Source organism: Micromonospora sp. CNZ322, assembly GCF_007827755.1.
Genome location: NZ_VITD01000003.1, coordinates 137324 through 161375, shown reverse-complemented (window position 1 = coordinate 161375; position 24052 = coordinate 137324). Strand labels below are relative to the sequence as shown.

General features: G+C 69.6%; 24 protein-coding genes. 11 read left to right on the top strand and 13 right to left on the bottom strand.

The window, feature by feature from the left end; translation table 11 throughout:
• Window positions 1–384, bottom strand: a complete 384-nt coding sequence (locus tag FB453_RS09360; RefSeq protein ID WP_486480220.1) for a nuclear transport factor 2 family protein — start codon at window positions 382–384, stop codon at window positions 1–3.
• Between the two features lie 93 nt (window positions 385–477).
• Window positions 478–876 carry a winged helix-turn-helix transcriptional regulator gene (locus FB453_RS09355; protein ID WP_145789195.1) on the bottom strand — a complete coding sequence of 133 codons (399 nt, stop codon included), beginning with the start codon at window positions 874–876 and terminating at the stop codon, window positions 478–480.
• A gap of 105 nt (window positions 877–981) precedes the next feature.
• Between FB453_RS09355 and FB453_RS09350 the strand changes: the two genes are divergently transcribed.
• The 5 genes from FB453_RS09350 (at window position 982) to FB453_RS09330 (ending at window position 5956) form a co-directional block, all read left to right on the top strand.
• Window positions 982–1884 (top strand): NADP-dependent oxidoreductase, encoded by a 903-nt coding sequence (locus FB453_RS09350; protein WP_145789193.1) that lies wholly within the window; start codon window positions 982–984, stop codon window positions 1882–1884.
• A gap of 142 nt (window positions 1885–2026) precedes the next feature.
• Window positions 2027–2764, top strand: a complete 738-nt coding sequence (locus FB453_RS09345; protein ID WP_145789191.1) for an ABC transporter ATP-binding protein — start codon at window positions 2027–2029, stop codon at window positions 2762–2764.
• Window positions 2761–4101 carry an ABC transporter permease gene (locus FB453_RS09340; RefSeq protein WP_145789189.1) on the top strand — a complete coding sequence of 447 codons (1341 nt, stop codon included), beginning with the start codon at window positions 2761–2763 and terminating at the stop codon, window positions 4099–4101. The genes FB453_RS09345 and FB453_RS09340 overlap by 4 nt, the downstream gene beginning before the upstream one ends.
• Window positions 4098–5318: a sensor histidine kinase gene (locus FB453_RS09335; protein ID WP_186718175.1), complete on the top strand. Its 1221-nt coding sequence runs from the start codon at window positions 4098–4100 to the stop codon at window positions 5316–5318. Before FB453_RS09340 ends, FB453_RS09335 begins: the two co-directional genes overlap by 4 nt.
• Window positions 5306–5956, top strand: a complete 651-nt coding sequence (locus FB453_RS09330; RefSeq protein ID WP_145789184.1) for a response regulator transcription factor — start codon at window positions 5306–5308, stop codon at window positions 5954–5956. Before FB453_RS09335 ends, FB453_RS09330 begins: the two co-directional genes overlap by 13 nt.
• A gap of 50 nt (window positions 5957–6006) precedes the next feature.
• Here FB453_RS09330 and FB453_RS34115 read toward each other — a convergent pair whose 3' ends face one another.
• The 11 genes from FB453_RS34115 to FB453_RS09280 form a co-directional block, all read right to left on the bottom strand.
• A complete protein-coding gene (locus FB453_RS34115; protein WP_186718173.1) occupies window positions 6007–6153 on the bottom strand; it encodes a hypothetical protein in 147 nt (48 codons plus the stop codon).
• A 257-nt stretch (window positions 6154–6410) separates the two neighbouring features.
• Complete coding sequence (gene pip / locus FB453_RS09325; RefSeq protein WP_486480219.1) at window positions 6411–7358, bottom strand: alpha/beta hydrolase family protein; 948 nt, start codon at window positions 7356–7358, stop codon at window positions 6411–6413.
• A gap of 276 nt (window positions 7359–7634) precedes the next feature.
• The gene (locus FB453_RS09320; protein ID WP_145789179.1) at window positions 7635–8015 is read right to left on the bottom strand and encodes a VOC family protein; all 381 of its coding nucleotides are present in this window, start codon (window positions 8013–8015) and stop codon (window positions 7635–7637) included.
• Entirely contained in the window at window positions 8012–8539 is a 528-nt protein-coding gene (locus FB453_RS09315) for an SRPBCC domain-containing protein (RefSeq protein ID WP_145789177.1), read from the bottom strand. Before FB453_RS09315 ends, FB453_RS09320 begins: the two co-directional genes overlap by 4 nt.
• Window positions 8536–8853, bottom strand: coding sequence for an ArsR/SmtB family transcription factor (locus FB453_RS09310; RefSeq protein ID WP_145789175.1), 318 nt, complete (start codon window positions 8851–8853; stop codon window positions 8536–8538). Before FB453_RS09310 ends, FB453_RS09315 begins: the two co-directional genes overlap by 4 nt.
• Before the next feature lie 233 nt (window positions 8854–9086).
• Entirely contained in the window at window positions 9087–9956 is an 870-nt protein-coding gene (locus FB453_RS09305) for an AraC family transcriptional regulator (protein ID WP_145789173.1), read from the bottom strand.
• A 157-nt stretch (window positions 9957–10113) separates the two neighbouring features.
• The gene (locus FB453_RS09300) at window positions 10114–11856 is read right to left on the bottom strand and encodes an ABC transporter substrate-binding protein (protein ID WP_091406220.1); all 1743 of its coding nucleotides are present in this window, start codon (window positions 11854–11856) and stop codon (window positions 10114–10116) included.
• 146 nt (window positions 11857–12002) lie between these two features.
• Entirely contained in the window at window positions 12003–12989 is a 987-nt protein-coding gene (locus FB453_RS09295) for an ABC transporter permease (protein WP_145789170.1), read from the bottom strand.
• A gap of 11 nt (window positions 12990–13000) precedes the next feature.
• Complete coding sequence (locus FB453_RS09290; RefSeq protein WP_112583727.1) at window positions 13001–14008, bottom strand: ABC transporter permease; 1008 nt, start codon at window positions 14006–14008, stop codon at window positions 13001–13003.
• Complete coding sequence (locus tag FB453_RS09285; RefSeq protein ID WP_145789168.1) at window positions 14005–15066, bottom strand: dipeptide ABC transporter ATP-binding protein; 1062 nt, start codon at window positions 15064–15066, stop codon at window positions 14005–14007. The genes FB453_RS09290 and FB453_RS09285 overlap by 4 nt, the downstream gene beginning before the upstream one ends.
• Window positions 15063–16127, bottom strand: coding sequence for an ABC transporter ATP-binding protein (locus tag FB453_RS09280; RefSeq protein WP_186718208.1), 1065 nt, complete (start codon window positions 16125–16127; stop codon window positions 15063–15065). The genes FB453_RS09285 and FB453_RS09280 overlap by 4 nt, the downstream gene beginning before the upstream one ends.
• Window positions 16128–16405: 278 nt before the next feature.
• Here FB453_RS09280 and FB453_RS09275 point away from each other — a divergent pair, with 278 nt between their 5' ends.
• The 6 genes from FB453_RS09275 to FB453_RS09250 all read left to right on the top strand — a co-directional run bounded on the left by FB453_RS09275 (window position 16406) and on the right by FB453_RS09250 (window position 23942).
• Window positions 16406–16954, top strand: a complete 549-nt coding sequence (locus tag FB453_RS09275) for a Uma2 family endonuclease (protein ID WP_145789164.1) — start codon at window positions 16406–16408, stop codon at window positions 16952–16954.
• Window positions 16955–16986: 32 nt separating this feature from the next.
• Window positions 16987–18423: a TldD/PmbA family protein gene (locus FB453_RS09270; RefSeq protein WP_145789162.1), complete on the top strand. Its 1437-nt coding sequence runs from the start codon at window positions 16987–16989 to the stop codon at window positions 18421–18423.
• 58 nt (window positions 18424–18481) lie between these two features.
• A complete protein-coding gene (locus FB453_RS09265; protein ID WP_145789160.1) occupies window positions 18482–19888 on the top strand; it encodes a metallopeptidase TldD-related protein in 1407 nt (468 codons plus the stop codon).
• 245 nt (window positions 19889–20133) lie between these two features.
• Window positions 20134–20940 carry a hypothetical protein gene (locus FB453_RS09260; protein WP_112583731.1) on the top strand — a complete coding sequence of 269 codons (807 nt, stop codon included), beginning with the start codon at window positions 20134–20136 and terminating at the stop codon, window positions 20938–20940.
• 12 nt (window positions 20941–20952) lie between these two features.
• Window positions 20953–22881, top strand: a complete 1929-nt coding sequence (locus FB453_RS09255) for a fumarate reductase/succinate dehydrogenase flavoprotein subunit (RefSeq protein ID WP_091406236.1) — start codon at window positions 20953–20955, stop codon at window positions 22879–22881.
• The gene (locus FB453_RS09250; RefSeq protein WP_112583733.1) at window positions 22878–23942 is read left to right on the top strand and encodes a succinate dehydrogenase/fumarate reductase iron-sulfur subunit; all 1065 of its coding nucleotides are present in this window, start codon (window positions 22878–22880) and stop codon (window positions 23940–23942) included. The genes FB453_RS09255 and FB453_RS09250 overlap by 4 nt, the downstream gene beginning before the upstream one ends.
• The last annotated feature ends 110 nt before the right edge of the window (window positions 23943–24052 follow it).

The following is a 24052-nucleotide window of genomic DNA, read 5'->3' as shown; positions in this document are numbered from 1 at the left end:
TCACCAACGCTCCACGAGGTGTTCCCGGCCCTGCGGCGGATCGTACGGTTCGGGCCAGTAGTCGGTGATCTTGCTGATCAGCCCATGCTCGGACATTTCCAGCCAGACGCACGCGTCCTGCTGCTCGTCACCGACGCGAACGTCGAGCAACAGGGCCGCCAGGCGACCATCGGCGATCACCCGTCGCGGCCGGAGGTGCCAGTCGCCGGGATACTCGGTGTTGAACCGCAGGAACGCGTCCCTGCCGCGAATGCGCTCCCGAGTCTGCGGCATCTCGTAGACCACATCATCGGCGAGCAGGGCGGCCAACCCGGACCAGTCGCGGCGCTCCAGAAGATCGACGTAGGCGTGCGCGGCCTGCCGGGCCGTCGAGGTGTCGTCCACGACGCGGACCCTAGCCGCCGCCAGCGACAATCTGGCGAGGCCGATGAACGGATACGTTGCGGCGGACTCTGACGTAAACGGCGTCGCAGGTTCTCAGGGGCGTGTGTCGTATTGGGTCCGGGCTTCGAAGACGCGGTCCATGTGCGTCTCCGCCCAGTTCTTGATCGCGATCATGACCGGGAACAGCTCGTGGCCGAGCGGGGTGAGCTCGTAGTCGACACGGACCGGCACCGAGGCAGTGACAGTGCGGGTGACCAGGCCGTCGCGCTCCAGGGTGCGCAGGGTCTGGGTGAGCATCTTCTGGCTGACGCCGGCGATGCGCTGGGCGAGCTCGCCGTGCCTCTGCGGGCCGTTGACGAGCGCTGGGATCACCAGGGCGACCCACTTGTCGGTGAGCCTGCTCAGCAGCTCGCGGGTCGGGCACTGTTCCAGGAACGCGTCGTAGTCGCGTTTTGCCTGTTCGCGGCGTTGAGCCGCATTCGTCGTCGCCATGCCGCCTCCTCGGGGTGCCCTAGGCACTTTAAGGTACCTACTTTCTCATAGTGCCGACGATTCGTACGGTTGTGGTGATCACGAAATCCCACGAAGGAGACGACGATGCGTGCAGTCAGCTATGCAAAGTTCGGAGGGCCGGAGGTCCTGCACGTGGCCGAGGTGCCGGTGCCCGAGCCCGGGCCGGGGCAGGTGCGGGTGCGGGTCGCCGCGTCGGTTGTCCATCCGGTTGATCTGATGGTCCGCTCTGGTCGGTTCCCGGCTCCGTTGCCGACCGGTCTGCCGTACACGCCCGGTTGGGACGTTGCCGGCAGCGTCGATGCGGTCGGCCCGTCGGTCGAGGAGTTCACGATCGGCGACGAGGTCATCGGCTTCTCTCCATGGCTGCAAACCACTGTCGGCGCCCACGCCGAGCACGTGGTCCTCGACGCCGCCTGGCTGACCTCCGCGCCCGCCGGCTTCCCCGCCACCCAGGCGGCGACCCTGCCGACCAATGGCCTCGCCGCCGCCCAGGCACTCGACCTGCTCGCCCTCCCGGCGGGTTCGACAGTGCTCGTCACCGGCGCCGCCGGGCAGGTCGGTGGGTTCGTTCTGGCGCTGGCCCGGGCGGCCGGTCTACACGCCACCGGACTGGCCGGGGCCGACGATCGCGAGTTCGTCGAGTCGCTGGGCGCGGCGTTCCTGTCGCGCACCGACGATCCGACGGGGACGTTCGACGCGGTCATCGACCTGGCGGTGATCGGCTCCTCGCTGCTGGACCTCATTCGGGACGGCGGCGGCTACGTGGCCGCGTCACCCCCGCTTCGTCCGGAGCCGGTGCGCGGAATCCAGACCGTCGCGCTGGAGGTGCTACCGGACGGAACCCGGCTGGGCGAACTGGTCAAACTCGTCACCAGCGGCGACATCCCGCTCCGGGTCGCTGACGTGTACCCCTTCGCCGACGCGGCGAGCGCCCACGAGCGGCTGGCCCAAGGCGGCGTGCGCGGCGGCGTGGTGATCGTCCCCTGATCCGCGCCTCTTGTATCTCACGCCGGTTGAGATCGCATGGTGGGCGTCGTGGACAGACCCACGGGGTGGTACGGATAACCGCACCCGTACCGTGCGGGCCACCCGGATGTCCGGATCGCCGCCGCCGCCGAGGCTGGAACGCATGGACAACGTGGTGGAACTCGACGGGGTGACCCGCAGCTACGGCTCGCGCCGTCGGCCGGTCGCCGCTCTTCGCACCGTCTCAGTCGCGGTGGCGGCCGGCACGTTCGTGGCGGTGATGGGCGCGACCGGATCGGGCAAGAGCACGCTGTTGCAGTGCGCGGCCGGGCTGGACCGGCCGACGTCAGGCCGGGTGCGGCTGGTCGGCCGGGACGTCACGCGGATGCGCGAAGGTGCGCTGACCCGGCTGCGCCGCGACCGGGTGGGTTTCGTCTTCCAGTCGTACAACCTGCTGTCCGAGCTGACGGTGCGGCAGAACGTGCTGCTGCCCCGTCGGTTGGGTGGTCCGCGTCCGCGTCCGCTCGACGAGGTGCTGGCCGAGGTCGGGCTGTCCGGGCTTGCTGGCCGGTCGGTCGGTGAGTTGTCCGGTGGCCAGCGTCAGCGGGTCGCCATTGCCCGTGCGTTGGCTGGCCGTCCCGCCGTGGTGTTCGCGGATGAGCCCACCGGGGCGTTGGACCCGACCACCGGTGGGCAGGTTCTGCAGTTGTTTCGCAACGGGGTGGACCGGGCCGGGGTGACTGTGGTGATGGTCACCCACGACCCGATGGCAGCGGCCTGGAGCGACCGGCTCATCCTGTTGCGCGACGGCGAGGTGGTGGCGGACGGCCCGACGCCCGATCCGACAAGCATCGCGCAGCGGCTGGCCGCCACCGTGTCTGACCCGGTGGTGGCCCGGTGAACGCGGGGCTGACCAGGCAGGCGTTGCGCAAGCAGCCGTGGGCCTTCGCTGGACCATTCGTCACGCAGTGCCTGGCCGCCGCGCTGGTGTCCGGAGCGCTCGGCGCCAGTTCCTCGCTATCCGACGCGCGGTTGGATCCGGCCGCGCGGCAGGCGCTGACCGAGAGCGGGATCCCCGAGATGGCGGTGCTGTTCGTGGTGGTGTCGGTGTACCTGACCGCGTTGATCGTTGGGTTGACCATGACGTCGTCGATCGCCCGGCAGGGTCGGGACATCGCGCTGGTGCGGGCGATCGGTGCCACTCCCGCGCTGGTGCGGCGCGCGGTGGCTGCCCAGGCAGCTGCGGTGGCAGTGCCGGCGACAGCGCTCGGGGTGCCGCTCGGCGCCCTGCTCGCCCACACCTGGTTGGCGGGGCTCACCGGGCACGGGGTGATTCCGCCCGGCGTGACGTTCCACAGTTCGGCCGCGGCGTTGCCCGCCGCGTTGGGCATCACCGTCGGGGCGTCGCTGGTTGGTGCGCTGGTCGCCGCGGTGCGCCCGGCGCGAGTACGCCCCGCCGCCGCACTGACCGAGACGGCCGTCGCGCGCCGCCAGGTCAGCTTCGTGCGTACCGCGATCGGGGTGGTACTCGTGGCTGGCGGCGTGGTGCTGTCGATCCTGATCGCGAAGGGCGACCCGGCCAAGGCCGACGGGTCGAGCTTCTTCACGATGCTGGCGATGTGCGTCGGGGCCGGCTTCCTCGGCCCGGTCCTGCTGCGGCTGGTCGCACCGCTGGCGCGACTGTTCGGGGGCACCGGGGCGCTGGCCGCGGACAACCTCGCGGTGCGATCCAAGGCGCTGTCCGGCGCCCTGGTACCGCTGGTTCTGGCGATCGCGTTCGCCATGGTGAAGGTAGTCACGCACACCACGTCCGTACATGTGCGCGCAGTGCCCGATCCACCGGCGCAGGTGTGGACGGAGTACTCCGGCACTGCCGTCTACGTGGCCTTCGCTGCGGTAGCCGCGGTGAACACGCTGGTGACCGTGTTGTTGGCCCGGCGCCGGGAGCTTGCGGTGACCCGGCTGGTCGGCGCGAGCCGGATGCGGGCGCTGGCCGTGGTCGTCTGCGAAGCCCTGACGGTGACGGTGACAGCGATGGCGGTGGGTACGGTGGTCGCGATGGTCACAGTGGTGCCGATGCTGCACGGCATGCTGGGCACGTGGATGCCGTACCTGCCGAGCGGGCAGCTGATCGTCGGCCTGGCCGCGGTGATCGGTCTGGTCCTGCTGGGCACCGTGGTGCCGGCGGTGGTCGCGATGCGCCGCCCGGCGGTCGAGTCGCTGGCGGTGGACCCGTGAGATCGGTCGTCGGCACGGTCCTGCGCGCGCCGGTGGCCGCCCGTACCTGGCGTGAGGTCGGATACGCGGTCACCGGCGCGGTACTGGCCGTGCCGACGTTCGCGCTCGCGCTGCTGGGGTTGGTGTTCTCCGCGTTGTCGCTGCTGACGATCGGGCTGCCGCTACTGACCGGTGTGCTGGTGCTGGCCCGGCTGACAGTGCGGTACTTCCGTGGGCCGGCCCGGCTCTTCCTCGGCTGGAGCTGGCCGAACCCGCCGCCCGTACGCCGCAGCGGGTCGGGCCCGGTGCGCTGGGCCGCTGCGGTGCTTACCGACGCCAGCGGTTGGAAGGCCCTCGCGTACTGCTTCGCCCGGCTGCCGCTGATGGCCGCGGCCGGCTACCTCGGCGGGGTCCTCATCGTCGGAGGGCTGCTAGGGATCACCTATCCCGTGTGGATACACCGGCTTCCGCAGGATCCGCCTTGGGGCGGTCCCTGGGGTCTGGCCGCGCAGGGGTTGGCCGCGCTGCTGGTGTTTCCGTGGTACTTCCGACTCATCGTGTGGCTGGACCGGCGGTTGGTGGGGGCGCTGCTGGAGCCGGGCCCGGAGCGAGCCCGGATAGCGGCGCTGGAGGCCAGCCGGGCCGCGCTGCGGGCGGACGCGGCGGCGCTGCTGCGGCGGGTGGAGCGGGACCTGCACGACGGCACGCAGGCCCGGCTGGTCGCGCTCGGCGTGGCGCTGTCGCGCATCGAGCGGCGAGCCGGCGAACCGGAGCTGCGGGCGATGGTGACGCAGGCCCAGGGCGCGGTGGTGGAGGCGCTGACCGAGCTGCGGGACATCGTGCGGGGCATTCACCCGCCCGCGCTGGACGCCGGCCTGAGCACCGCTATCGAGACGCTGGCCGCGCGCAGCGCGGTGCCCGTCGACGTACACGTGGACCTGCCCCAGCGGCCAACGCCCGACATGGAGTCCGCGCTCTATTTCAGCGCCGCCGAACTGCTCACGAACGTGGCGAAGCACGCCGGATCCACCCGGATCCGGCTGGACCTTCGGGCGCTGGGTGGCGTGCTCCGCCTGACCGTCACCGACGACGGGCGCGGCGGGGCAGTGCCGGGGAGCAAGGGTACGGGTCTGGCGGGACTGGTCCGGCGGGCCGAGTCACTGGACGGCGCGCTGCGGGTGGACAGCCCGCCCGGCGGGCCGACGACCATCACAGTGGAGTTGCCATGCGAGTGGTGATCGCCGAGGACAACCCGTTGCTGCGCGACGGGATCAGGTTGCTACTGACCGATCACGGCATCACCGTGGCGTCGACTGTGGACAACGGTGACGATCTGCTGGCGGCGGTCGGCGAGCACCGGCCGGACGCGGCGGTGGTCGACGTGCGGATGCCACCGACCTTCACCGACGAAGGCCTGCGGGCGGCACTGGCGATCCGGGCGGCGTACCCGGAGATCAGCGTGCTGGTCTTCTCACAGTGGGTGGAGACCCGGTACGCGCGACAACTGATCGCCGAGCACCCCGGGCGGGTCGGGTACCTGTTGAAGGACCGCATCGTCAGCACCGACGACTTCGTCGACGCGCTGCGCAGGGTGGCCGACGGCGGGACAGCACTGGACCCGGAGGTGGTGCGGCAGTTGCTGGCGGCCCCGGCGGTGGACGCGGGCGTCGCCCGCCTCAGTGAGCGGGAACGAGAGGTCCTGGGGATGCTGGCCGAGGGCCGGTCCAACGCTGCCATCTGCGAGTCGCTGCACCTCGCCGCACGCAGCGTGGAGAAGCACGTGACAGCCATCTTCACCAAGCTGGACCTACCCCAGGCGCGGACCGACCACCGGCGGGTGCTCGCCGTGCTGCGCTACCTGAACGCGGCGCGCTGAGGCCCACCGGGAGCCTGACCTCCAGCGTGCGCTCTGGCTGGAGGTACGAATTAGATGAATGCTTCCAGAAGCGCTGGCGCGAGGACCACATCCGTCGCCGCAGTGACAACGCTCGGCCCGACGAAGTCCGCTCCACGCACCGGCGAACCCTCCGGCACACCGACCATCACCCCGCCGATCCACAGCACCTTCAGCAACAGTTACCGCAGCACCACAACGACAACCAGGTCACCCGCGCCCGACGCGACCGGTCGACAACCGACCCGTCCGCACCAGAATTACGCAACGACACATCGACGACCATAGGCCGATAATCCGTCGACGGGGCGGCGCTCCTCCCCAGCTGAAGCGGGCGCGCCCCTCTACCGGCGGAGCGTCGGCTGTCCGGGTGCCACGGCGCGATTCAACTCGTGGTCGAGCCCCTCCGGCGGTTACGCAGCCCTCGAGATCACTCTTACGCGAGGAACTGGTTGGTGGCTTCGATGAGCAGGCTGCGGGTGCCAGGTTCGGAGCCGCTGTGGCCGGCGTCCTCCACGATGTGGAACTTCGCCTCAGGCCAGACCCGATGCAGGTCCCAGGCTTGGTTCGGCGGCGTCTTGATGTCGTAACGGCCGTTCACGATGACAGTCGGGATGTGTCGAATGCGGCCGACGCCCGCCAGGAGACCTTCCGGCGGGAGGAAGCCGCCGTTGCTGATGTAGTGGTGTGTGATGCGGGCGAACGCCAGCAGGTTGGTGTCGTCGATGACGGGCGGCGTCATCGGCAGCAGGGTGTTGGCCGAGAGCTCCCAGCTCATCCAGGCGCGGGCCGCCGGGCCGTGGACCGCGGGGTCGGGATCGGAAATGCGGCGGCCATAGGCGCCGACAAGGTCGTCCTGTTCCGTCACGGGGATCGCGGCACAAAATGCCGCCCACTCGGCGGGAAACAGGTGCGCCGCGCCCGCCGGGGTAAACGACCATGCCTCGTCCGACCTGCGAACCAGCCAGACGCCACGGAACACGAGTTCGGCGACCCGCTCGGGATGGGCCTGGGCGTAGGCCAGGCCGAGGGTGCTGCCCCAACTGCCGCCGAAGACGAGCCAACGCTCGATCCCCAAGTGCTCGCGTAGCCGTTCGATGTCCGCCACCAGGTGCGGGGTGGTGTTGTGTTCCAGTGACGTCTTCGCGTCGCCCGCGAAGGGCCGGCTGCGACCGCAGTTTCGCTGGTCGAACAGCACGACCCGGTAACCGGACGGGTCGAAGTACCGCCGATTGTCCGGGAGCAGGCCACCGCCGGGACCGCCGTGCAGGAACACCGCGGGTTTGCCGTCGGGATTTCCGCACAGTTCCCAGTAGAGCTCATTGCCGTGACCGACGCTGAGCATCCCGGAGTCGTACGGCTCGACGGGCGGATACCAGTCCATCATTCAACCCCGCGGAATTTCATCGTGGACACGTCCTCTCCGTACCGCGCGGTCTCGTCATCGATTGACAGGTGGCCATGACTCTTCCGCACCAACCGATCAACCGACATCACCTCGAGGCTCATCGGGCGACCACAAGCCATTGGGTACGTCGACGGCACCGCCCGAATCCACGTTGCCAACGCCTTCGTCGGGTCGTACCGGTAGTGGCGCTCGGCCGTTCCGGCACCGGCACGTTGGTCCGCGCCTGAACAACAGGTGCCCGAACGAGCTGAGTCAGTCGCCGACTCTCGGGATCCCCCACAGGGACAGGCAGAACGGATGCCCGGCCGGGTCGGCGTAGACGAAGCAGTGGTCCGCGTTGGGCTGATGCTCGAATCGGGTAGCGCCGGCCGCCAGCACACGCGCTCCGGTCGCCTCCAGGTCGTCGACGAGGAACTCGAGGTGCATCTGCATCCCCACCTCGCCGTCCGGCCAGGTGGGTGGCCGGTAGTCGTCGATCTGCTGGAATCCGATGTCACCGTTCGGCCCTTCTACAAGCGCCCAGCACTCGTCGCCCTTCGCCACCCCGCCGGTGATCTCGGCGTAGAACCGCGCGAGCGCGATTGCGTCGGGCGCATTGACAGTCGTCAAGCTGAGCCTGATCAGGTCCGTCATCGAACAATCTCCATCTGCTGGTATGCCGGCGTGAGCTCTTCCCAGCGTTCCTCCCATCGGCGCGCTCTGACATCGGAGCTCCAGCCCTCCGGATGGACCGGGCCGTCGACCTCCAGCGACCGACCGAGATCGTCAAGGTGGACCCGCCAACCAGAGGCGTGGAACGGGAGATGCCCTATCGGCAGGCCGCGCTCCTCGACCACCAGCCGGGTCTTGGAGCCCTCCTCGGTCAGCCACGCCTCGATCTGCCCCTCGTCGTCCGTACCCGGCTTCGTCGTCAGCAGCAGGTGGTGGGGCGCATCGCACACCTCGATGCGCGCCGGACCGGTCCAGCTGCTCGTGAAGACGGCCTGGATCGTGCTGCCGACCCGCATGTCGCCATCAACCTGGGCCATCCAGCGGGCCAGCCGCTCGGGCGTCGTACACGCCTGCCAGAGGTCGCCGATGTCCGTGTCATAGAGGTTCTCGACCCGGACTGCTCCGCGGGTCTCGTCGAGCGTTCGCATCGTCGCGATCGTGGTCATCGTTGCGCCTTCTTTCCTCGTGCGATCTCGGTATGAAGAGCGTCGAGCCGGTTCTCCCAGAGCCGGCGGTACTCCCCCAGCCACTCGTCGACCTCGACGAGCGCCTCCGGGCGGAGTGTGTAGATCCGGCGCTGCGCGTCCTGGCGTACGTCGACAAGCCCGGCTTCCCGTAGCACGCGGAGATGCCGGGACACGCCCGGGCGAGCGATCGGGAGAGCCTCGGCCAGCTCTCCTGCACTCGCCGGGCGGTCGCGGAGAATATCGAGAACCGTGCGCCGGCTCTCGTCTGCCAGCGCGTGCAACACGGCGTCCATGGCAGCTAATGTAACCGTGTGGGTACGTATCCACAAGGTTACATTCAGCCCTCTCATGCCGCAGGTCGTAGCCGATCGACAGAAACAGCAGGGCCCCTCCCGACGACGCTGACGGAAGGGACCCTGCTGACCTGCGGTGTGCCTTACGGCTTGACGTGCGCGTTCACGAACCATCGCCGACCGGAGGGCAACGAGTTCTATCTCCTCACCCCGGCCTGGCCCTGGGCCTCACGTCACGCCGGCTCGATGGGCAGCCACAGTTCGCAGGTCGCGGTGCTGAAGTCGTCAGCGCGTTCGAGGATGGCAACCATCGAGGGGCCCGGCCGCAGCCGCCACGGGTTGGACGGGAACCACTCGCTCGCGGTCGCCGCCCAGGTGTTCTGCAGTGCCTGCGGATGGGGTCCGCTGGTGCGGAACACCGCCCACTGGCCGGCCGGCACCTCGATGGCGTCCAGGTCGTCGGGGACCGGCGCGTCCCGGGACATCGCAACCCCGTGCAGGTACGTCAGTTCGGTGCCCTCGGTGGCCTCGGCGTCGACGTCGTCGCTGACCTGTAGCAGCCCCGAGGGCTCGGTGTCGCTGAGCGACTTGAGCCGGAGGTGCTCCTGCGGTGGCAGCCCGGTGATGTGCTGCTGGATGTGTGGGTTGATGCCGTGGTGGATGAGCGGGACCCGGGTGGCGTGTCCGACGAGCCGGAACGCAGGGCGGTCGACGATGCGGGTGTCCATGGGGGTGCTCCCTTCGACGGTCAGGCGGAACCTGAGCTGCGGCTGTGTGCGAAGGGGGCCTCCATCGCGGCGTACGTCACCAGGGCTGGCACCGTGGACCGCCCGGAACGCCCGTCCGAACGCCTCGGTCGAGCCGTATCCGTGCCGCACGGCGATGCTCAGCAGATCGTCCTCGCCCCGAACGACGTCGGCGGCGGCGACGGTCATGCGGCGTCGGCGCACGTAGTCGGACAGCGGCATGCCGGCCAACGAGGAGAACATCCGGCGCAGGTGGTACTCGGTCGTGCCGAGCGTCCTGGCCACTCCGGCGACGTCGAACTCCTCGGCGAGGTGCTCTTCGAGCAGGTCGACAAGCTTGTTGAGTGCCGCGATCACGAGGCCTCCTTTCGACGTCAAGCCTGACCGAAAGACCCTGCCCCGCACCCGACCGTAGCGGTCCGATCCGATCAGGTGCCCGGCTTCCCGAACGACGACAGAGGTCCCCTCCCGACGACGTTGTCGGAAGGGGACCCCTGAATGTGTGCGGTGTGACTTACGGCTTGACGTGCGCGTTCACGAAGGACGGGTAGCCGAAGACACTGGAGATGAAGACCCCGCCGGCCTTGGACCCGTGCACGTTGTAGGCCACGTCCACGAAGAGCGGCACCACCGGCGCGTGCTCCTTCATGATCCGCTCGTCGAGCTTGGCCCACTCCGGGCCCTGGTCGGCGGCCGGCATGGCCTGGATGCGGTCCATCTCGGCGTTGATCGCCGGGTCGTTGAAGTAGGCCTGGTTGCTGTTGCCCTCGGCCTTGATGGTCCGGCCGTCGTAGAGCACCGGCAGGATCGAGGCCCCACTCGGCCAGTCCGCCGCCCAGTTACCGATGTACAGGTCCCAGGGGTTGTTCTTCTTCTTGATCTCGTCGAGCTTCGCGTCGTCCGAGATGTTCCGCAGCGTGATCTTGAAGCCGGCCCGCTCCAGGTTTGCCTTGAGCTGGGCGCCCTGCTGCTGCTCGGTCGAGTTGTCGGCGACACCGAGGACCAGCTCCGGCGTCTTTCCGCCGAGCAGCTCCTTGACCTTCTCGACGTTGCCGTTGGCACCCGCCGGGTACGCGTCGTACGCCTTGTAGCCGATGGTGGCCGGCGGCATCAGCGTGGTCAGCGGCGCGGCGACGGTCTGCCCGCCCATTGCCTTGATGAAGCCCTCGCGGTCGATGGCGTAGTTGAGCGCCTGACGGACCTTCAGGTCGGTGACCCGCTGGTTGTTGATGACGAGCTGGTTGGCACTCGGGGTCGGCGAGAGGATGCTGCGCGACTTGAGCGTGGCGTCCCCGGCCACCTTGGCGACCAGCGAGGCGGGCACGGCGTTGAAGGCGAGCGCGCTCTGGTCGGCGCCGTTGTCGGCGATCACCCGGTTGTTGGCGGCGTCCGCGGTCGGGCCGAAGCTCCAGACGAACTGGTCCGGGTACTGGTGCCGGACCGGGTCGGTCTTCGGGTCCCAGTTGGTGTTGCGGTCCAGCGTGATCTGCACGCCAACCTGGTTCTTGGCGACCTTGTACGGGCCGGACGAGAACGGCTGCTTGTCCAGGTCGACGCCGGTGTCCTTGTCGGCCGGCAGCGGCGCCGTGGTCGGCAGCGAGACGGCGAACGGCAGGTCACAGCGGGGCTTGGCGAACTCGAAGCGCAGCGTCTTGGCGTCCGGCGTGCTCAGGCCGGGCGGCAGCGACGTCTTGTTCTTCTTGAAGTCCCACTTGGTGTCGAACTGCGGGGTGTCGGCCAGCCACTCCTGGATGTAGGTCGGGCCGCCGGACAGGTCCGGGTCGAAGGACCGCGCGATGCCGTACGCGATCTCCTTGGAGGTGATCGGCCGGCCGTCCTCGAACTTCACCCCGTCCTTGACGGTGAATTCCCAGACCTTGCAGTCGTTGTTGACGTTCTTGCCCGGCGTCTCGGCCAGGTCGCCCACCAGGACCAGGCCACCCTTGCCGTCGTCCTTCCAGGTGGTCAGGTAGCGGGCGAAGAGCGGGTTGGCCATCAGACCGGCGAACGAGTACGTCCGCTGCGGGTCGAGGTGGGAGATCGGTGACTCCCGGATGATGGTGAAGGTGCCGCCCTTCGCGGCGCCGCTCACCTCGGCCGCCGGCCCCTGCGAGTCCTTGGGGTCGGTCGCGATGACCCCGGTCTGCTGCCGTTCGGTGTCGACAGTGGTGCCCTCGCCCGTGTTCTTCGAGCACGCACCCAATGCCACAACCAGTGCGATCGCGCCGCCTGCGGCAACCGCCACGCGTGGTCTCATGAAGTACCCCCTTCACCATGTGCCGTGCGGTTTCGTCGGGGCGAGAACCGCCGACGTCCCGAGGATCGTAAGGAAGAAAACCTTCGAGTTGTGTAACAGTTGTCGATAAATTTCGCCATCGGTGGGTGCGCCGGGCACCCGCCCGCTCAGCGCAGCCGCACCCGGGGGTCGATGGCCGCGTAGAGCAGGTCCACCAGCACGTTCGCCAACACCACGAAGACCGCGGAGATCAGCACGGTGGCCATGATGGTGGGTAGATCGCCCGAGCGCACCGCGTCCACCGCCGTACGCCCCAACCCCTGGATGCCGAACGTCGTCTCGGTGATCACCGTCCCGCCCAGCGCCCCGCCCACGTCCAGCCCGGCGATGGTCACCACCGGAGTGATCGCCGCGCGCAGCGCGTGGCGCCCGTACACAGTGGGTTTGGCCAGGCCCTTGGCCCGCGCGGTCCGGACGAAGTCCTCCGACAGCGTCTCCAACATCTGCGCCCGCGACAACCGGGCGTAGATGGCCGAGAAGAGGAAGGCCAGCGCCACCCAGGCGAGCACCAACCCACTGGCCCACTTCGCCGGGTTGTCGAAGATTGAGGTGTAGCTCGGCACCGGCAACAGCCGCAGGTTGTAGACGAACACCAGCAGCAGCACCGCGCCCACGAAGTACAGCTGCAACGACGCGCCGGTCAGCGAGAAGCCGATGGCCAGCCGGTCCAGCCAGGTGCCCCGCCGCAGCGCGGACACCATGCCGAGCCCCACGCCGAGCAGCAACCAGAGGATGGCCGCCGGGATCACGATGCTCAGCGTCACCGGCAGCACCCGGGCGATGGTGTCCGAGACGGCCTCGTTGGTGACGTACGACCAGCCCAGGCAGGGCGCGTCGCACCGGCCGCCCTGGGCGCTGCCCAGGTCCCGACCGGTCACGATGCCCTTCATGTAGCCGGCGTACTGGCTGATCAGCGGGTCGTTCAGGCCCAGGTCGTCGCGGACCCGCTCCAGCCGCTCCGGGTTGCAGTTCTTCGAGCAGATGCTGCTGACCGGGTCGCGCGGCAGGGCGAAGAACATCAGGAAGGTCAACACGCTCACCGCGAAGAGGGTCAGCGTGGCGGAGAAGAGTCGCTTGAGCAGAAATCGCGCCATGATTTTGACCCCTACCGGGACGACTTCGGGTCGAGCGCGTCCCGCAACGCGTCGCCGAAGAGGTTGAAGGCGAACACCAACGCGAAGATCGTGATGCCCGGGAAGAACACGTACGCCGGGTCGGTCTGGAGGAAGTCCAGACTGCGGTAGATCATTCGGCCGAAGCTCGGCGTCTCGTCGCTGAGACCGACGCCGATGAACGACAGCGCCGCCTCGCTGGTGATGAACTGCGGCACCGCCAGGGAGAACGACACCAGGATCGGCGCCCAGATGTTCGGCAGCAGCTGCCGGAAGAGCATGTGCCCCAGCCCGGCCCCGCTGGCCCGGGCCGCCTCCACGAACTCCCGCTCGCGCAGCGCGATCACCTGCCCGCGGACCAGCCGGGCCGTGCTGGTCCAACCGAAGATGGCGAAGACGGCGATCAGCACGCCCACGCCGAAGGCGGACGACACCTGCCCCCGCTCGCCGTAGAAGCGCAGCGTGATGGTGGGCGTGAGCGCCAACGCGATGATCAGGAAGGGCATGGCCAGGGTCAGGTCGGTGATCCAGTTGATCACCGCGTCGAGCCAGCCGCCGAGGTAGCCGGCGAGCGCGCCCAACACGATCCCGATCGTCGCGGTGATCAGGGCAGCCGCGAACGCGATGAACAGCGAGGTCCGCAGCCCGTAGATCAGCCGGATGAAGATGTCCCGGCCCAGCCCCGGCTCCAGACCGAACCAGTGCTCGCCGCTGACCCCGCCGGCGTACCCCAGCGGCATGCCGAAGCCGTCCAGCATGTTCTGGAACTGCTCCCGCGGGCCGATCCCGTAGACCATCTCGATCAGCGGGGCGGCCAACCCCAACAGCAGGAAAAAGACCAGGAGTACGCCGCTGACCACGGCCGTGCGGTCGCGGCGCAGCCGCAACCAGGCGAGCTGGCCGGGCGAGCGGCCGACGACGCCCTTGGTCGCGGCTCCGCCCTCGTCGCCACCGGACTCGATCTCGGCCAGCGCCACACCCTCCACCGGGGACAGGCTCACGACGGCACCTCCTCGACGTTCGCTTCGACCCCGCGACCCGCCGGCTCGACGCCGATCGCGGCGGCCTCCGCCACCAGGCCGGCGCCGGCTGGTTCCGGGAAGTGGCACGCGGTGGCCTGGTTGCCGCCGTCGCGCGGGACCAGCGCGGGCTCCTCGGTGGCGCAGATGTCCTGCGCCTTCCAGCAGCGGGTACGGAACCGGCAACCCGACGGCGGGTCGAGCGGGGTGGGCACGTCACCGGTCAGCCGGATCCGACCCGCCGGGCCGAGCTGGGTGACGTCCGGGATCGCCGAGAGCAACGCCCGGGTGTACGGGTGCTGCGGGCGCTCGTAGATGTCCGCCCGGTCGCCGATCTCCACGATCCGACCCAGGTACATGACAGCGACCCGCTGGCAGAAGTGCCGGACCACGGCCAGGTCGTGCGCGATGAAGACGAAGGCCAGACCAAGCTCGCGTTGCAGGTCGCGCAGCAGGTTGACGACCTGCGCCTGGATCGAGACGTCCAGCGCGCTCACCGGCTCGTCGGCGACGATCAGCTTCGGCCGCAGGGCCAACGCGCGGGCGATGCCGATGCGCTGGCGTTGCCCGCCGGAGAACTCGTGCGGGTACCTGTTGTAGTGCTCCGGGTTCAGCCCGACCAGCTCCAGCAACTCCTGCACCCGGGCCTTGACCCCACCCGGCGGCTTGATCCCGTTGACCTGCAACGGCATCGCCACGATCCGACCCACTGTGTGCCGAGGGTTCAGCGACGCGTACGGGTCCTGGAAGATGATCTGGAGTTCCTGGCGCAGCGGGCGCAACTCGCGGCGGCCGGCGTGCGTGATGTCCCGCCCGTCGAACTCGATACTGCCGCTCGTCGGTTCCAGCAGCCGCACCAGCATCCGGCCGGTGGTGGTCTTGCCGCAGCCCGACTCCCCCACCAGGCCGAGCGTCTCGCCGGGGCGCACGTCGAAGTCGAGCCCGTCCACCGCCCGCACCAGACCGGTGGCGCGCAGCCCCTGGCGTACCGGGAAGTGCTTGCTCAGGCCGCGTACCCGCAGCAGTGGTTCATCGGTCATCGGGCCACCCCCACGGATGCGATGTCCTCGGCGTAGAACGTGGCGCGCTCCTCGGCGCTCAGGTGACAGGCGACCAGATGGCCGGTTGAATCGCCCTCCCCCGCCGGGCGCAGCTCGGGGACCTCGGTGCGGGAGCGGCTGCCGGCGCGGTCCGCGTACCGGCAGCGGGGGTGGAACGCGCAGCCCGGCGGCAGGTTGATCAGGCTGGGCGGGTTGCCGGGGATGGGCACCAGGTCCGCATCCGCGTCGCCGTGCAGCGACGGCACGCTGGAGAGCAACCCCCAGGTGTACGGATGCTGCGGCGCTCGGAGCACCTGCTCGACGCTGCCCCGCTCGACGGCCCGCCCGCCGTACATGACCAGCACGTCGTCGGCGACCTGGCCGACCACGCCGAGGTCGTGGGTGATCAGGATGATCGCGGAGTGGAACTCGGCCTGGAGGTCGGCGAGCAGGTCCAGGATCTGCGCCTGGACGGTGACGTCCAGCGCGGTGGTCGGCTCGTCGGCGATCAGCAGCGCCGGGTCGTTGACCAGGGACATCGCGATCATCGCCCGCTGGCGCATGCCGCCGGAGAACTCGTGCGGGTACTGGTCGAAGCGGCGCGCCGGCTGCGGGATGCCGACCCGGTCCAACATGTCGACGGCCCGCTGGCGGGCCTCGCGCCGGTTGGCCTTCGGGTGGTGCACCCGGTACGCCTCGGCGATCTGCCGGCCCACCGTGTAGTACGGGTGCAGCGCCGACAGTGGGTCCTGGAAGATCATCGCCATGTCCCGGCCGCGCAGCCGGCGTACCTCCTCGTCGGCGAGGCCGACCACCTGCCGGCCACCCACGGAGATCTCCCCGGTGATGGTGGTCCGTTTCGGGTCGTGCAGGCCGAGAATCGCCAACGAGGTGACGCTCTTGCCGGAGCCGGACTCACCGACGATGCCGAGGGTGCGGCCCCGCTCGACGGCGAACGACACCCCGTCGACCGCGCGCACCACGCCGTCCTCGGTGTCGAACCGGACCCGAAGATCACGCACCCGCAGGTAGGCGTCCTGGTCGGAGCGCTGTGCCGGCACGGCGGGACGGTCGTCCGGGTCCCCGGACGGCGAGGGTTCCGAGCTGTCCACGGCCACCTCCCTCAGTGACGAAGAGAACTTACAGCAAAGTCCCGAGGGTGAAAATAAGCTACAAAGCCGGCACGTGTCAGCGGGCCCGAGCGTAACGAGTCAGCATCGGCCCCGCACCCCCGTCACCTCCCCATCCACACCCGTTCATGGCTCTGATCGCACGTCAAGTGCGATCATTGGGCGAGCAGCCAGCAGAGGATGCCGATGGCAAGAGGTGGAGGTGACCCATGACCGCGGCGGTGTTCGATCACGAAGGTCCGTGGACCGAAGAGGAGTTCCTCGCCCTCGGCGAGACGCAGGATCGCGTCGAACTCTTCGACTGGAGCCTCCACGTGACCCCAGGACCCACCCCACGGCATCAACGAATCTCCCGCAAGCTCGGCAACATCCTGGAGGCAGCGGCGGAGGCGGCCAACCTTGAGCTGTTGGAGGCAGTAAACGTCCGGCTCCGGCCAGGTCGGATACCGATTCCCGATCTCGTCGTCACCAACGCAATCGATCTCGACGAGCCCAACATCGAATCGGCTGATGTCCGGCTGGTCTGCGAAATCATCTCGCCGAGCAATGCATCCACCGACAAAGTCCTCAAGATGCATTACTACGCCGCGGCTGGCATCGAGTGGTACCTGTTGGTGGAGCAGAGGACTGGCGCAATGCGCCTTTATCAACGGCAGGGCGGCCACTACGTCGAGAGGGCAACGACGAAGCGCGGCGAGGTTCTGGAACTGACCGAGCCGGTGCGGGCCACGATTCGGCCGGAGGATCTCGTCCCCTGACGGGTGTCGGTCGGCTGGCCTAGGGTCGGTCCATGACCGAGTTCGACGCGGCCGCCGCCGCCGTCCAGGCCGCCCTCGACGCGGGCGCCCGGTACGCCGACGCCCGGGTGATGCACCGCCGCTACGAGTCGATGACCGCGCGCAACGGTGACGTGGAGGAGCTGACGCAGGACGAGAGCATCGGGCTCGGGGTCCGAGCGTTGGTCGGGGCGAGTTGGGGCTTCCACGCCGTACCCGATCTGTCCGACGCCGCCGCCCGCGACGCCGGCCGGCGCGCCACGCGGACCGCCATGGCGAGCGCGCGGGTGCCGGGCCCTTCGGTCGACCTGGTGCCGGTCCAGGCGGTCACCGCGAGCTGGGCCTCCGGCTGCCAGATCGACCCGCTCGGGGTGCCCCTGTCGGACAAGGGCGATCTGCTGGTCGACGCGACCCGCACGATGGCCGAGCACGGCGCGGACCTGGCCGAGGGCCTGTACCAGATCTGGGACACCGCGAAGTGGTTCGTCTCCAGCGAGGGCCACCGGATCGACCAGCGCATCCGCGAGTGCGGTGGCGGCATCTCGGCCACCTCGATCGGTGACGGCGAGACGCAGCGCCGGTCCTGGCCGAGCTACCGCGGCCAGTACGGCACCACCGGGTGGGAGCTGGTCGAGTCCCTGGATCTGGCCGCGCACGCCGCGCAGATCGCCGAGGAGTCCCGGGCGCTGCTCACCGCGCCGCCCTGCCCGGCCGGCGAGACCGATCTGATCCTCGGCGGCGAGCAGTTGGCCCTGCAGATCCACGAGTCGGTCGGGCACGCCATCGAACTGGACCGGATCCTCGGCTGGGAGGCGGCGTTCGCCGGCACGTCCTGGCTGGACCTGGCCCAGCTCGGCTCGCTGCGTTACGGCTCGGAGCTGATGAACATCACCATCGACCCGACCATCCCGGGTGCTCTGGGCAGCTTCGGGTTCGACGACGAGGGCTCCCCGGCGGTCAAGCGGGACGCGGTCCGCGACGGTCGCTGGGTGGGTGTGCTCGCCGGCCGGGATTCCGCCGCGATGGCAAGCCTGGACTACGGCGGCAGCGTACGGGCCGACGGGTGGGCCCGGCTGCCGATGGTGCGGATGACCAACGTCGGCCTGGAACCCGGCCCACACACGCTGGAGGAGATCATCGCGGCCACCGACGACGGCGTGTTGATGGACCTCAACCGGTCCTGGTCGATCGACGACAAGCGGCTCAACTTCCAGTTCGGCTGTGAGGTCGGCTGGGAGATCAAGAAGGGGCGGCAGGGGCGAATGCTGCGCAACCCCACGTACACCGGGATCGGTCCGCTGTTCTGGCGCTCGATGGACATGCTCTCCAGCGAGACGGTCTCCTGGGGCACGCCCAACTGCGGCAAGGGCCAACCCGGCCAGGTCGGGCACACCGGCCACCCGGCCGCGCCGGCACGGTTCCGCAACGTCCGGGTGGGGGTCTCGGCGTGAGCGCGAGGAGTGAGCCGGGTTTGCGAGCCCCGCAGTCGCGAACGGAAGGTGGCTCCGCATGAGCGGGCAGACGGAGTTGGAGCTGGCCGGGCAGATCGTGGAGCTGGTTCGGCGTCTTGGCGGGCCGGCCGCGCAGGCCGAGGCGGTGGTGACGCGGGCGGACCTGGCGCTGACCCGGTTCGCCAACTCGGGCATCCACCAGAACGTCTCCGAGTCCACTGTCGGGGTCCGGCTGCGGGTGCACGTCGACGGTCGGACGGCTGCCGGTGGCGGCAGCGTGGTCACCGCCGACGGGTTGTCCGCCCTGGTGGAGCGCACCCTGACTGCGGCCCGGCTCTGCCCGCCCGACCCGGGTTGGCCGGGGCTGACCCCGCCCATGCCCATGCCGGACGCCCCGCCCGTCGACGAGGCCACCGCGCACGCCGAGCCGGATCAGCGGGCCGATCGGGTGGGGGCGTTCGTGGCCGCCGCCGGGGGCCTCAGCACCGCCGGTTACTGCCGCACCGCGCACCGCTCGTCGGCGTTCGCCAACTCGGCCGGGCACTCGGCGTACGGCCGCTCCGTGGAGGCTGCGATGGACGGCATTGCCCGCCGTGACGGCGCGGACGGGGTGGCCCGGCGCAGCGCCGACCGGCTGTCCGACCTCGACGGCGCCGAGTTGGGCGCGCAGGCGGCCGCGAAGGCGCAGGCGGCGGCCGACCCGGTCGAGCTGCCGCCGGGGCACTACGAGGTGGTGTTCGAGCCGGCCGCCGTGGCGGACCTTCTGCAGAACCTGTCCTTCTACGGCTTCAACGGCAAGCGCTACGCCGAGCGGCAGTCGTTCGCCGAGCCGGGCGCGGCCCAGTTCGACCGGGCGGTGACCCTGGTGGACGACCCGCTGGGCGGGTCCGGGTTGCCGTTCGACGCGGAGGGCACCGGCCGACGGGCGCTGATACTGGTCGAGGCGGGCACCACCCGGGCGGTGGCGCACGATCGCCGAACCGCCGCCGAGGCGGGCGCGGAGTCCACCGGGCACGCGGTCGCGGGGGGTGCCACCTGGGGACCGATGCCCCGTAACCTGCGGCTGACCGGCGCGGTGGCGGGTCCGGCGAGTGCGGTGGGCCGGAGCACCACCGGCGCGGCGGCCGGGGCTGTCGTCGACGCGGACACCGCCGCGTTGGTGGCCGGCGTACGCCGAGGGCTGCTGGTCACCGACCTCTGGTACACGCGGGTGCTCGACCCGAAGAGCCTCGTCGTCACCGGGTTGACCCGCAACGGCGTCTGGCTGATCGAGGACGGCACTGTCGTCCGGGCGGTCCGTGACCTGCGGTTCACCGAGTCGTACCCGCGGGCGCTCGGGCCGGGGGCGGTGCTGGGGCTGGGGGCGCGGGCGGTGCGCCAACCGGAGCGGGTGGACGGCGCCTGGTGGGCGGTGCCCTCACTGCGGCTGGCGTCCTGGCACTTCACCGGAGGCGCCTCCGGCTGACGTTCTCGACCGCGGGCGCCAATCCGGCGTGTCGAGGGCTTTTCCGCAGGCCAGACACACGGGACACTCCCTTGCGCGGACGGCTCGCAGAGATCGGCGTAACGTGTGTCACTTAGCTGCGTCGGTCGATCCGGCGTGGTCGTTGGTGTGCGCATGACGTGGCAGCGGGTGCGGGTTCGCCGGTCCGCGTGCCGACCGGAGAGAGACCAGCCCGCCCGTACGGGCCCGTCGAGGAGACGACTCGAATGACTTCAACGGCAACGAGGCCGAGGGGGGCGCGGGCGCGCGCCGCCATCGCGGCGAAGACGTTGCGTACCGACCGATGGTGGTTCGCCCCGCTGATCACCGTGATCGGGCTCAGCGCCTGGGTCGCGTACGCGACCGTCCGGGTCTTCATGCACAAGTGGTACTGGGTGGACCAGTTCCACTACCTGACCCCGTTCTACTCCCCGTGCGTGACCGACCGGTGTGTCGAGGAAGCCTCGCACTTCGGCCGGTTCCTGCCCGGCTGGTGGATCATCCCGGACGCCGCGCTGACCCTGCCGTTCCTGCTGCTGTTCCGGCTCACCTGCTACTACTACCGCAAGGCCTACTACCGGTCGTTCTGGCTGTCGCCACCGGCCTGCGCGGTCCCGGACGGTCACAAGGAGTACGGCGGTGAGACCCGTTTCCCGCTGCTCGGGCAGAACCTGCACCGCTACTTCTTCTACGCCGCCGCGATCATCTCGCTGATCAACACCTGGGACGCGATCCTCGCCTTCCACTCGCCGAAGGGCTTCGGCTTCGGGCTGGGCAACATCATCCTGCTGCTCAACGTGGTGATGCTCTGGGCGTACACGATCTCCTGCCACTCCTGCCGACACATCATCGGCGGCCGGCTCAAGCACTTCTCCAAGCACCCTGTGCGGTACAAGGCCTGGACCTTCGTCTCGGCGTTGAACGTCCGGCACATGCAGCTCGCCTGGATCACCCTCGGCACCCTGGCGCTGGCCGACTTCTACATCATGGCGCTCGCGGCCGGCTGGTTCTCCGACCTGCGGTTCATCAACTAAAGGGCCCCTGACATGACCACAACCACTCGCATCGAACGACACCACTACGACGTCGTCGTCATCGGGGCCGGCGGCGCCGGTCTGCGCGCGGCGATCGAGGCCCGGCTGGCCGGCAAGAAGACCGCGATCATCTCCAAGTCGCTGTTCGGCAAGGCGCACACGGTGATGGCCGAGGGCGGCGCGGCCGCCGCGATGGGCAATGTGAACAGCCGGGACAACTGGCAGGTGCACTTCCGCGACACCATGCGTGGCGGCAAGTTCCTCAACAACTTCCGGATGGCCGAGCTGCACGCGAAGGAGTCGCCGCAGCGGATCTGGGAGCTGGAGACGTACGGCGCGCTCTTCGACCGCACCAAGGACGGCAAGATCTCGCAGCGCAACTTCGGTGGCCACGAGTACCCGCGCCTGGCGCACGTGGGCGACCGGACCGGCCTGGAGCTGATCCGCACCCTCCAGCAGAAGATCGTCTCGCTTCAGCAGGAGGACCAGCGGGAGTTCGGCTCGTACGACGCCCGGATCAGGGTGTTCTCCGAGACGACCATCACCGAGCTGCTGCTCGACGGCGACCGGGTTGCCGGCGCGTTCGGCTACTACCGCGAGTCGGGCGAGTTCATCCTCTTCGAGGCGCCGGCGGTCGTGCTGGCCACCGGCGGCGTCGGGCGCTCCTACAAGGTCACCTCGAACTCGTGGGAGTACACCGGGGACGGGCACGCGCTGGCGCTGCGGGCCGGAGCGACGCTGATCAACATGGAGTTCCTCCAGTTCCACCCGACCGGCATGGTCTGGCCGCCCTCGGTGAAGGGCATCCTGGTCACCGAGTCGGTGCGTGGTGACGGTGGCGTCCTGAAGAACTCCGACGGCAAGCGGTTCATGTTCGACTACGTCCCCGACGTCTTCCGCAAGCAGTACGCGGAGACCGAGGAGGAGGCGGACCGCTGGTACACCGACCCGGACAACAACCGGCGTCCACCGGAGCTGCTGCCCCGCGACGAGGTGGCCCGCGCCATCAACAGCGAGGTCAAGGCCGGCCGGGGCTCCCCCGCCGGAGGTGTCTTCCTGGACATCGCGAGCCGACGTTCGGCCGACGAGATCCGCCGTCGGCTGCCGTCGATGTACCACCAGTTCAAGGAGTTGGCCGACGTCGACATCACGGCCGAGCCGATGGAGGTCGGCCCGACCTGTCACTACGTGATGGGCGGTGTCGAGGTTGACCCGGATTCGGGTGCCGCCTTCGGCCACGTACGCGGGCTGTTCGCCGCCGGTGAGGTCTCCGGTGGCATGCACGGCTCCAACCGACTCGGTGGCAACTCGCTGTCCGACCTGCTGGTCTTCGGCAAGCGGGCGGGCGGGCACGCGGCCAGCTACGCCGACGGGCTGACCGCCCGGCCGAAGGTGGCCGTGCACGAGGTCGAGGCGGCCGTGGAGACCGCCCTCGCGCCGCTGCAACGGGACACCGGCGAGAACCCGTACACCCTTCAGCAGGACCTCCAGGCGGTCATGGGTGACCTGGTGGGCATCATCCGCAGGGAGGGTGAGCTGGCCGACGCGCTGGTCCGGCTCGCCGAGCTGCGTGAGCGGGTGGCCAAGGTGAGCGCGGCCGGCGGCCGACGCTACAACCCGGGCTGGCACCTGGCCCTGGACCTGCGCAACATGCTGGTGGTCTCGGAGTGCACCGCGAAGGCGGCGCTGGAGCGGCAGGAGTCGCGCGGCGGGCACACCCGGGAGGACTACCCGGCGATGGAGCCGAAGTGGCGGCAGGTCAACCTGGTCTGCGCGCTGGACGGCGACACCGTGCAGCTGACCCGCAAGCCGCTGCCGAAGATGCGGCCGGAGCTGATCGGCCTCTTCGACCGGGCCGAGCTGGCCAAGTACCTCACCGACGAGGAGCTCGCCGACTTCGACGCCCTCGTTGCCGACGCTGGAGAGGCGGACAACCGATGAGCGGGAAGCGTCAGTTCCGGATCTGGCGGGGCGACGAGAGTGGCGGTGACCTCCAGGACTACATGGTGGAGGTGAACGAGGGCGAGGTCGTCCTCGACGTCATCCACCGCCTGCAGGCCACCGACGCGCCCGATCTGGCCTGCCGGTGGAACTGCAAGGCCGGCAAGTGCGGCTCCTGCTCCATGGAGATCAACGGCAAGCCGCGGCTGGGTTGCATGACGCGGATGTCGACCTTCGGCGACGACGAGACCGTCACGGTCACCCCGCTGCGTACCTTCCCGGTCATCCGGGACCTGGTCACCGACGTCTCGTTCAACTACGAGAAGGCACGGGAGACCCCGGCGTTCGCCCCTCCGGCGGACGTGGCCCCGGGTGACTACCGGATGCAGCAGGTCGACGTGGAGCGCTCGCAGGAGTTCCGCAAGTGCATCGAGTGCTTCCTGTGCCAGACCGTCTGCCACGTGATCCGCGATCACGAGGAGAACAAGCAGGCGTTCTCCGGCCCGCGGTACTTCATCCGGGCGGCCGAGCTGGACATGCACCCGCTGGACGCCCGGACCGACCGCAAGGAGTACGCGCAGGCCGAACAGGGCCTCGGATTCTGCAACATCACCAAGTGCTGCACCGAGGTCTGCCCCGAGCACATCAAGATCACCGACAACGGGATCATCCCCATGAAGGAACGGGTCGTCGACCGCAGGTACGATCCCCTTGTGTGGCTTGGTAGCAAGATCTTCCGTCGGGGCGAGACGCCCCAGACCAGCGTGACCACCGCCCGTCAGGGCTCGCCGACGCCGGGCTCCGCCCGTGGTGGGCTGCACTCGCACGCGGGTGGGTCCCACGACTCGCAGGCTGAGGCGCAGGCGCAGAGCGGCGTCAACTGGCACCGGGAGGTGCCCCACCCGACCGCGCCGGCGGTCGACGACCGGGGCAAGCTGCCGCTGACCGAACTCACCTTCGACCGGGCCGCCGCGCCGTCGCCGTTCGGCGACGACGTGACCTTCCCGCTGCCTCCGGAGCACCTCAACTTCGCTCACCCGGAGCAGGACAACAAGCACTAACCACCTGAACAACAACGGGGGTCGTGGCAGTTGCCACGGCCCCCGTCCCACTTCCCGCACCCCCAGCGCCCACCCCCATCCCGCCGCTCCCGGTGATCATGAAGTTGTTG

Excerpts from the sequence above, each read along its gene's own strand:
- FB453_RS09355 (WP_145789195.1), bottom strand. The coding sequence starts at position 876 with ATGGCGACGACGAATGCGGCTCAACGCCGCGAACAGGCAAAACGCGAC.
- FB453_RS09350 (WP_145789193.1), top strand. The coding sequence starts at position 982 with ATGCGTGCAGTCAGCTATGCAAAGTTCGGAGGGCCGGAGGTCCTGCAC.
- FB453_RS09345 (WP_145789191.1), top strand. The coding sequence starts at position 2,027 with ATGGACAACGTGGTGGAACTCGACGGGGTGACCCGCAGCTACGGCTCG.
- FB453_RS09330 (WP_145789184.1), top strand. The coding sequence starts at position 5,306 with ATGCGAGTGGTGATCGCCGAGGACAACCCGTTGCTGCGCGACGGGATC.
- pip (WP_486480219.1), bottom strand. The coding sequence starts at position 7,358 with ATGGACTGGTATCCGCCCGTCGAGCCGTACGACTCCGGGATGCTCAGC.
- FB453_RS09320 (WP_145789179.1), bottom strand. The coding sequence starts at position 8,015 with ATGACGGACCTGATCAGGCTCAGCTTGACGACTGTCAATGCGCCCGAC.
- FB453_RS09315 (WP_145789177.1), bottom strand. The coding sequence starts at position 8,539 with ATGACCACGATCGCGACGATGCGAACGCTCGACGAGACCCGCGGAGCA.
- FB453_RS09310 (WP_145789175.1), bottom strand. The coding sequence starts at position 8,853 with ATGGACGCCGTGTTGCACGCGCTGGCAGACGAGAGCCGGCGCACGGTT.
- FB453_RS09300 (WP_091406220.1), bottom strand. The coding sequence starts at position 11,856 with ATGAGACCACGCGTGGCGGTTGCCGCAGGCGGCGCGATCGCACTGGTT.
- FB453_RS09295 (WP_145789170.1), bottom strand. The coding sequence starts at position 12,989 with ATGGCGCGATTTCTGCTCAAGCGACTCTTCTCCGCCACGCTGACCCTC.
- FB453_RS09285 (WP_145789168.1), bottom strand. The coding sequence starts at position 15,066 with ATGACCGATGAACCACTGCTGCGGGTACGCGGCCTGAGCAAGCACTTC.
- FB453_RS09275 (WP_145789164.1), top strand. The coding sequence starts at position 16,406 with ATGACCGCGGCGGTGTTCGATCACGAAGGTCCGTGGACCGAAGAGGAG.
- FB453_RS09270 (WP_145789162.1), top strand. The coding sequence starts at position 16,987 with ATGACCGAGTTCGACGCGGCCGCCGCCGCCGTCCAGGCCGCCCTCGAC.
- FB453_RS09265 (WP_145789160.1), top strand. The coding sequence starts at position 18,482 with ATGAGCGGGCAGACGGAGTTGGAGCTGGCCGGGCAGATCGTGGAGCTG.
- FB453_RS09260 (WP_112583731.1), top strand. The coding sequence starts at position 20,134 with ATGACTTCAACGGCAACGAGGCCGAGGGGGGCGCGGGCGCGCGCCGCC.
- FB453_RS09255 (WP_091406236.1), top strand. The coding sequence starts at position 20,953 with ATGACCACAACCACTCGCATCGAACGACACCACTACGACGTCGTCGTC.
- FB453_RS09250 (WP_112583733.1), top strand. The coding sequence starts at position 22,878 with ATGAGCGGGAAGCGTCAGTTCCGGATCTGGCGGGGCGACGAGAGTGGC.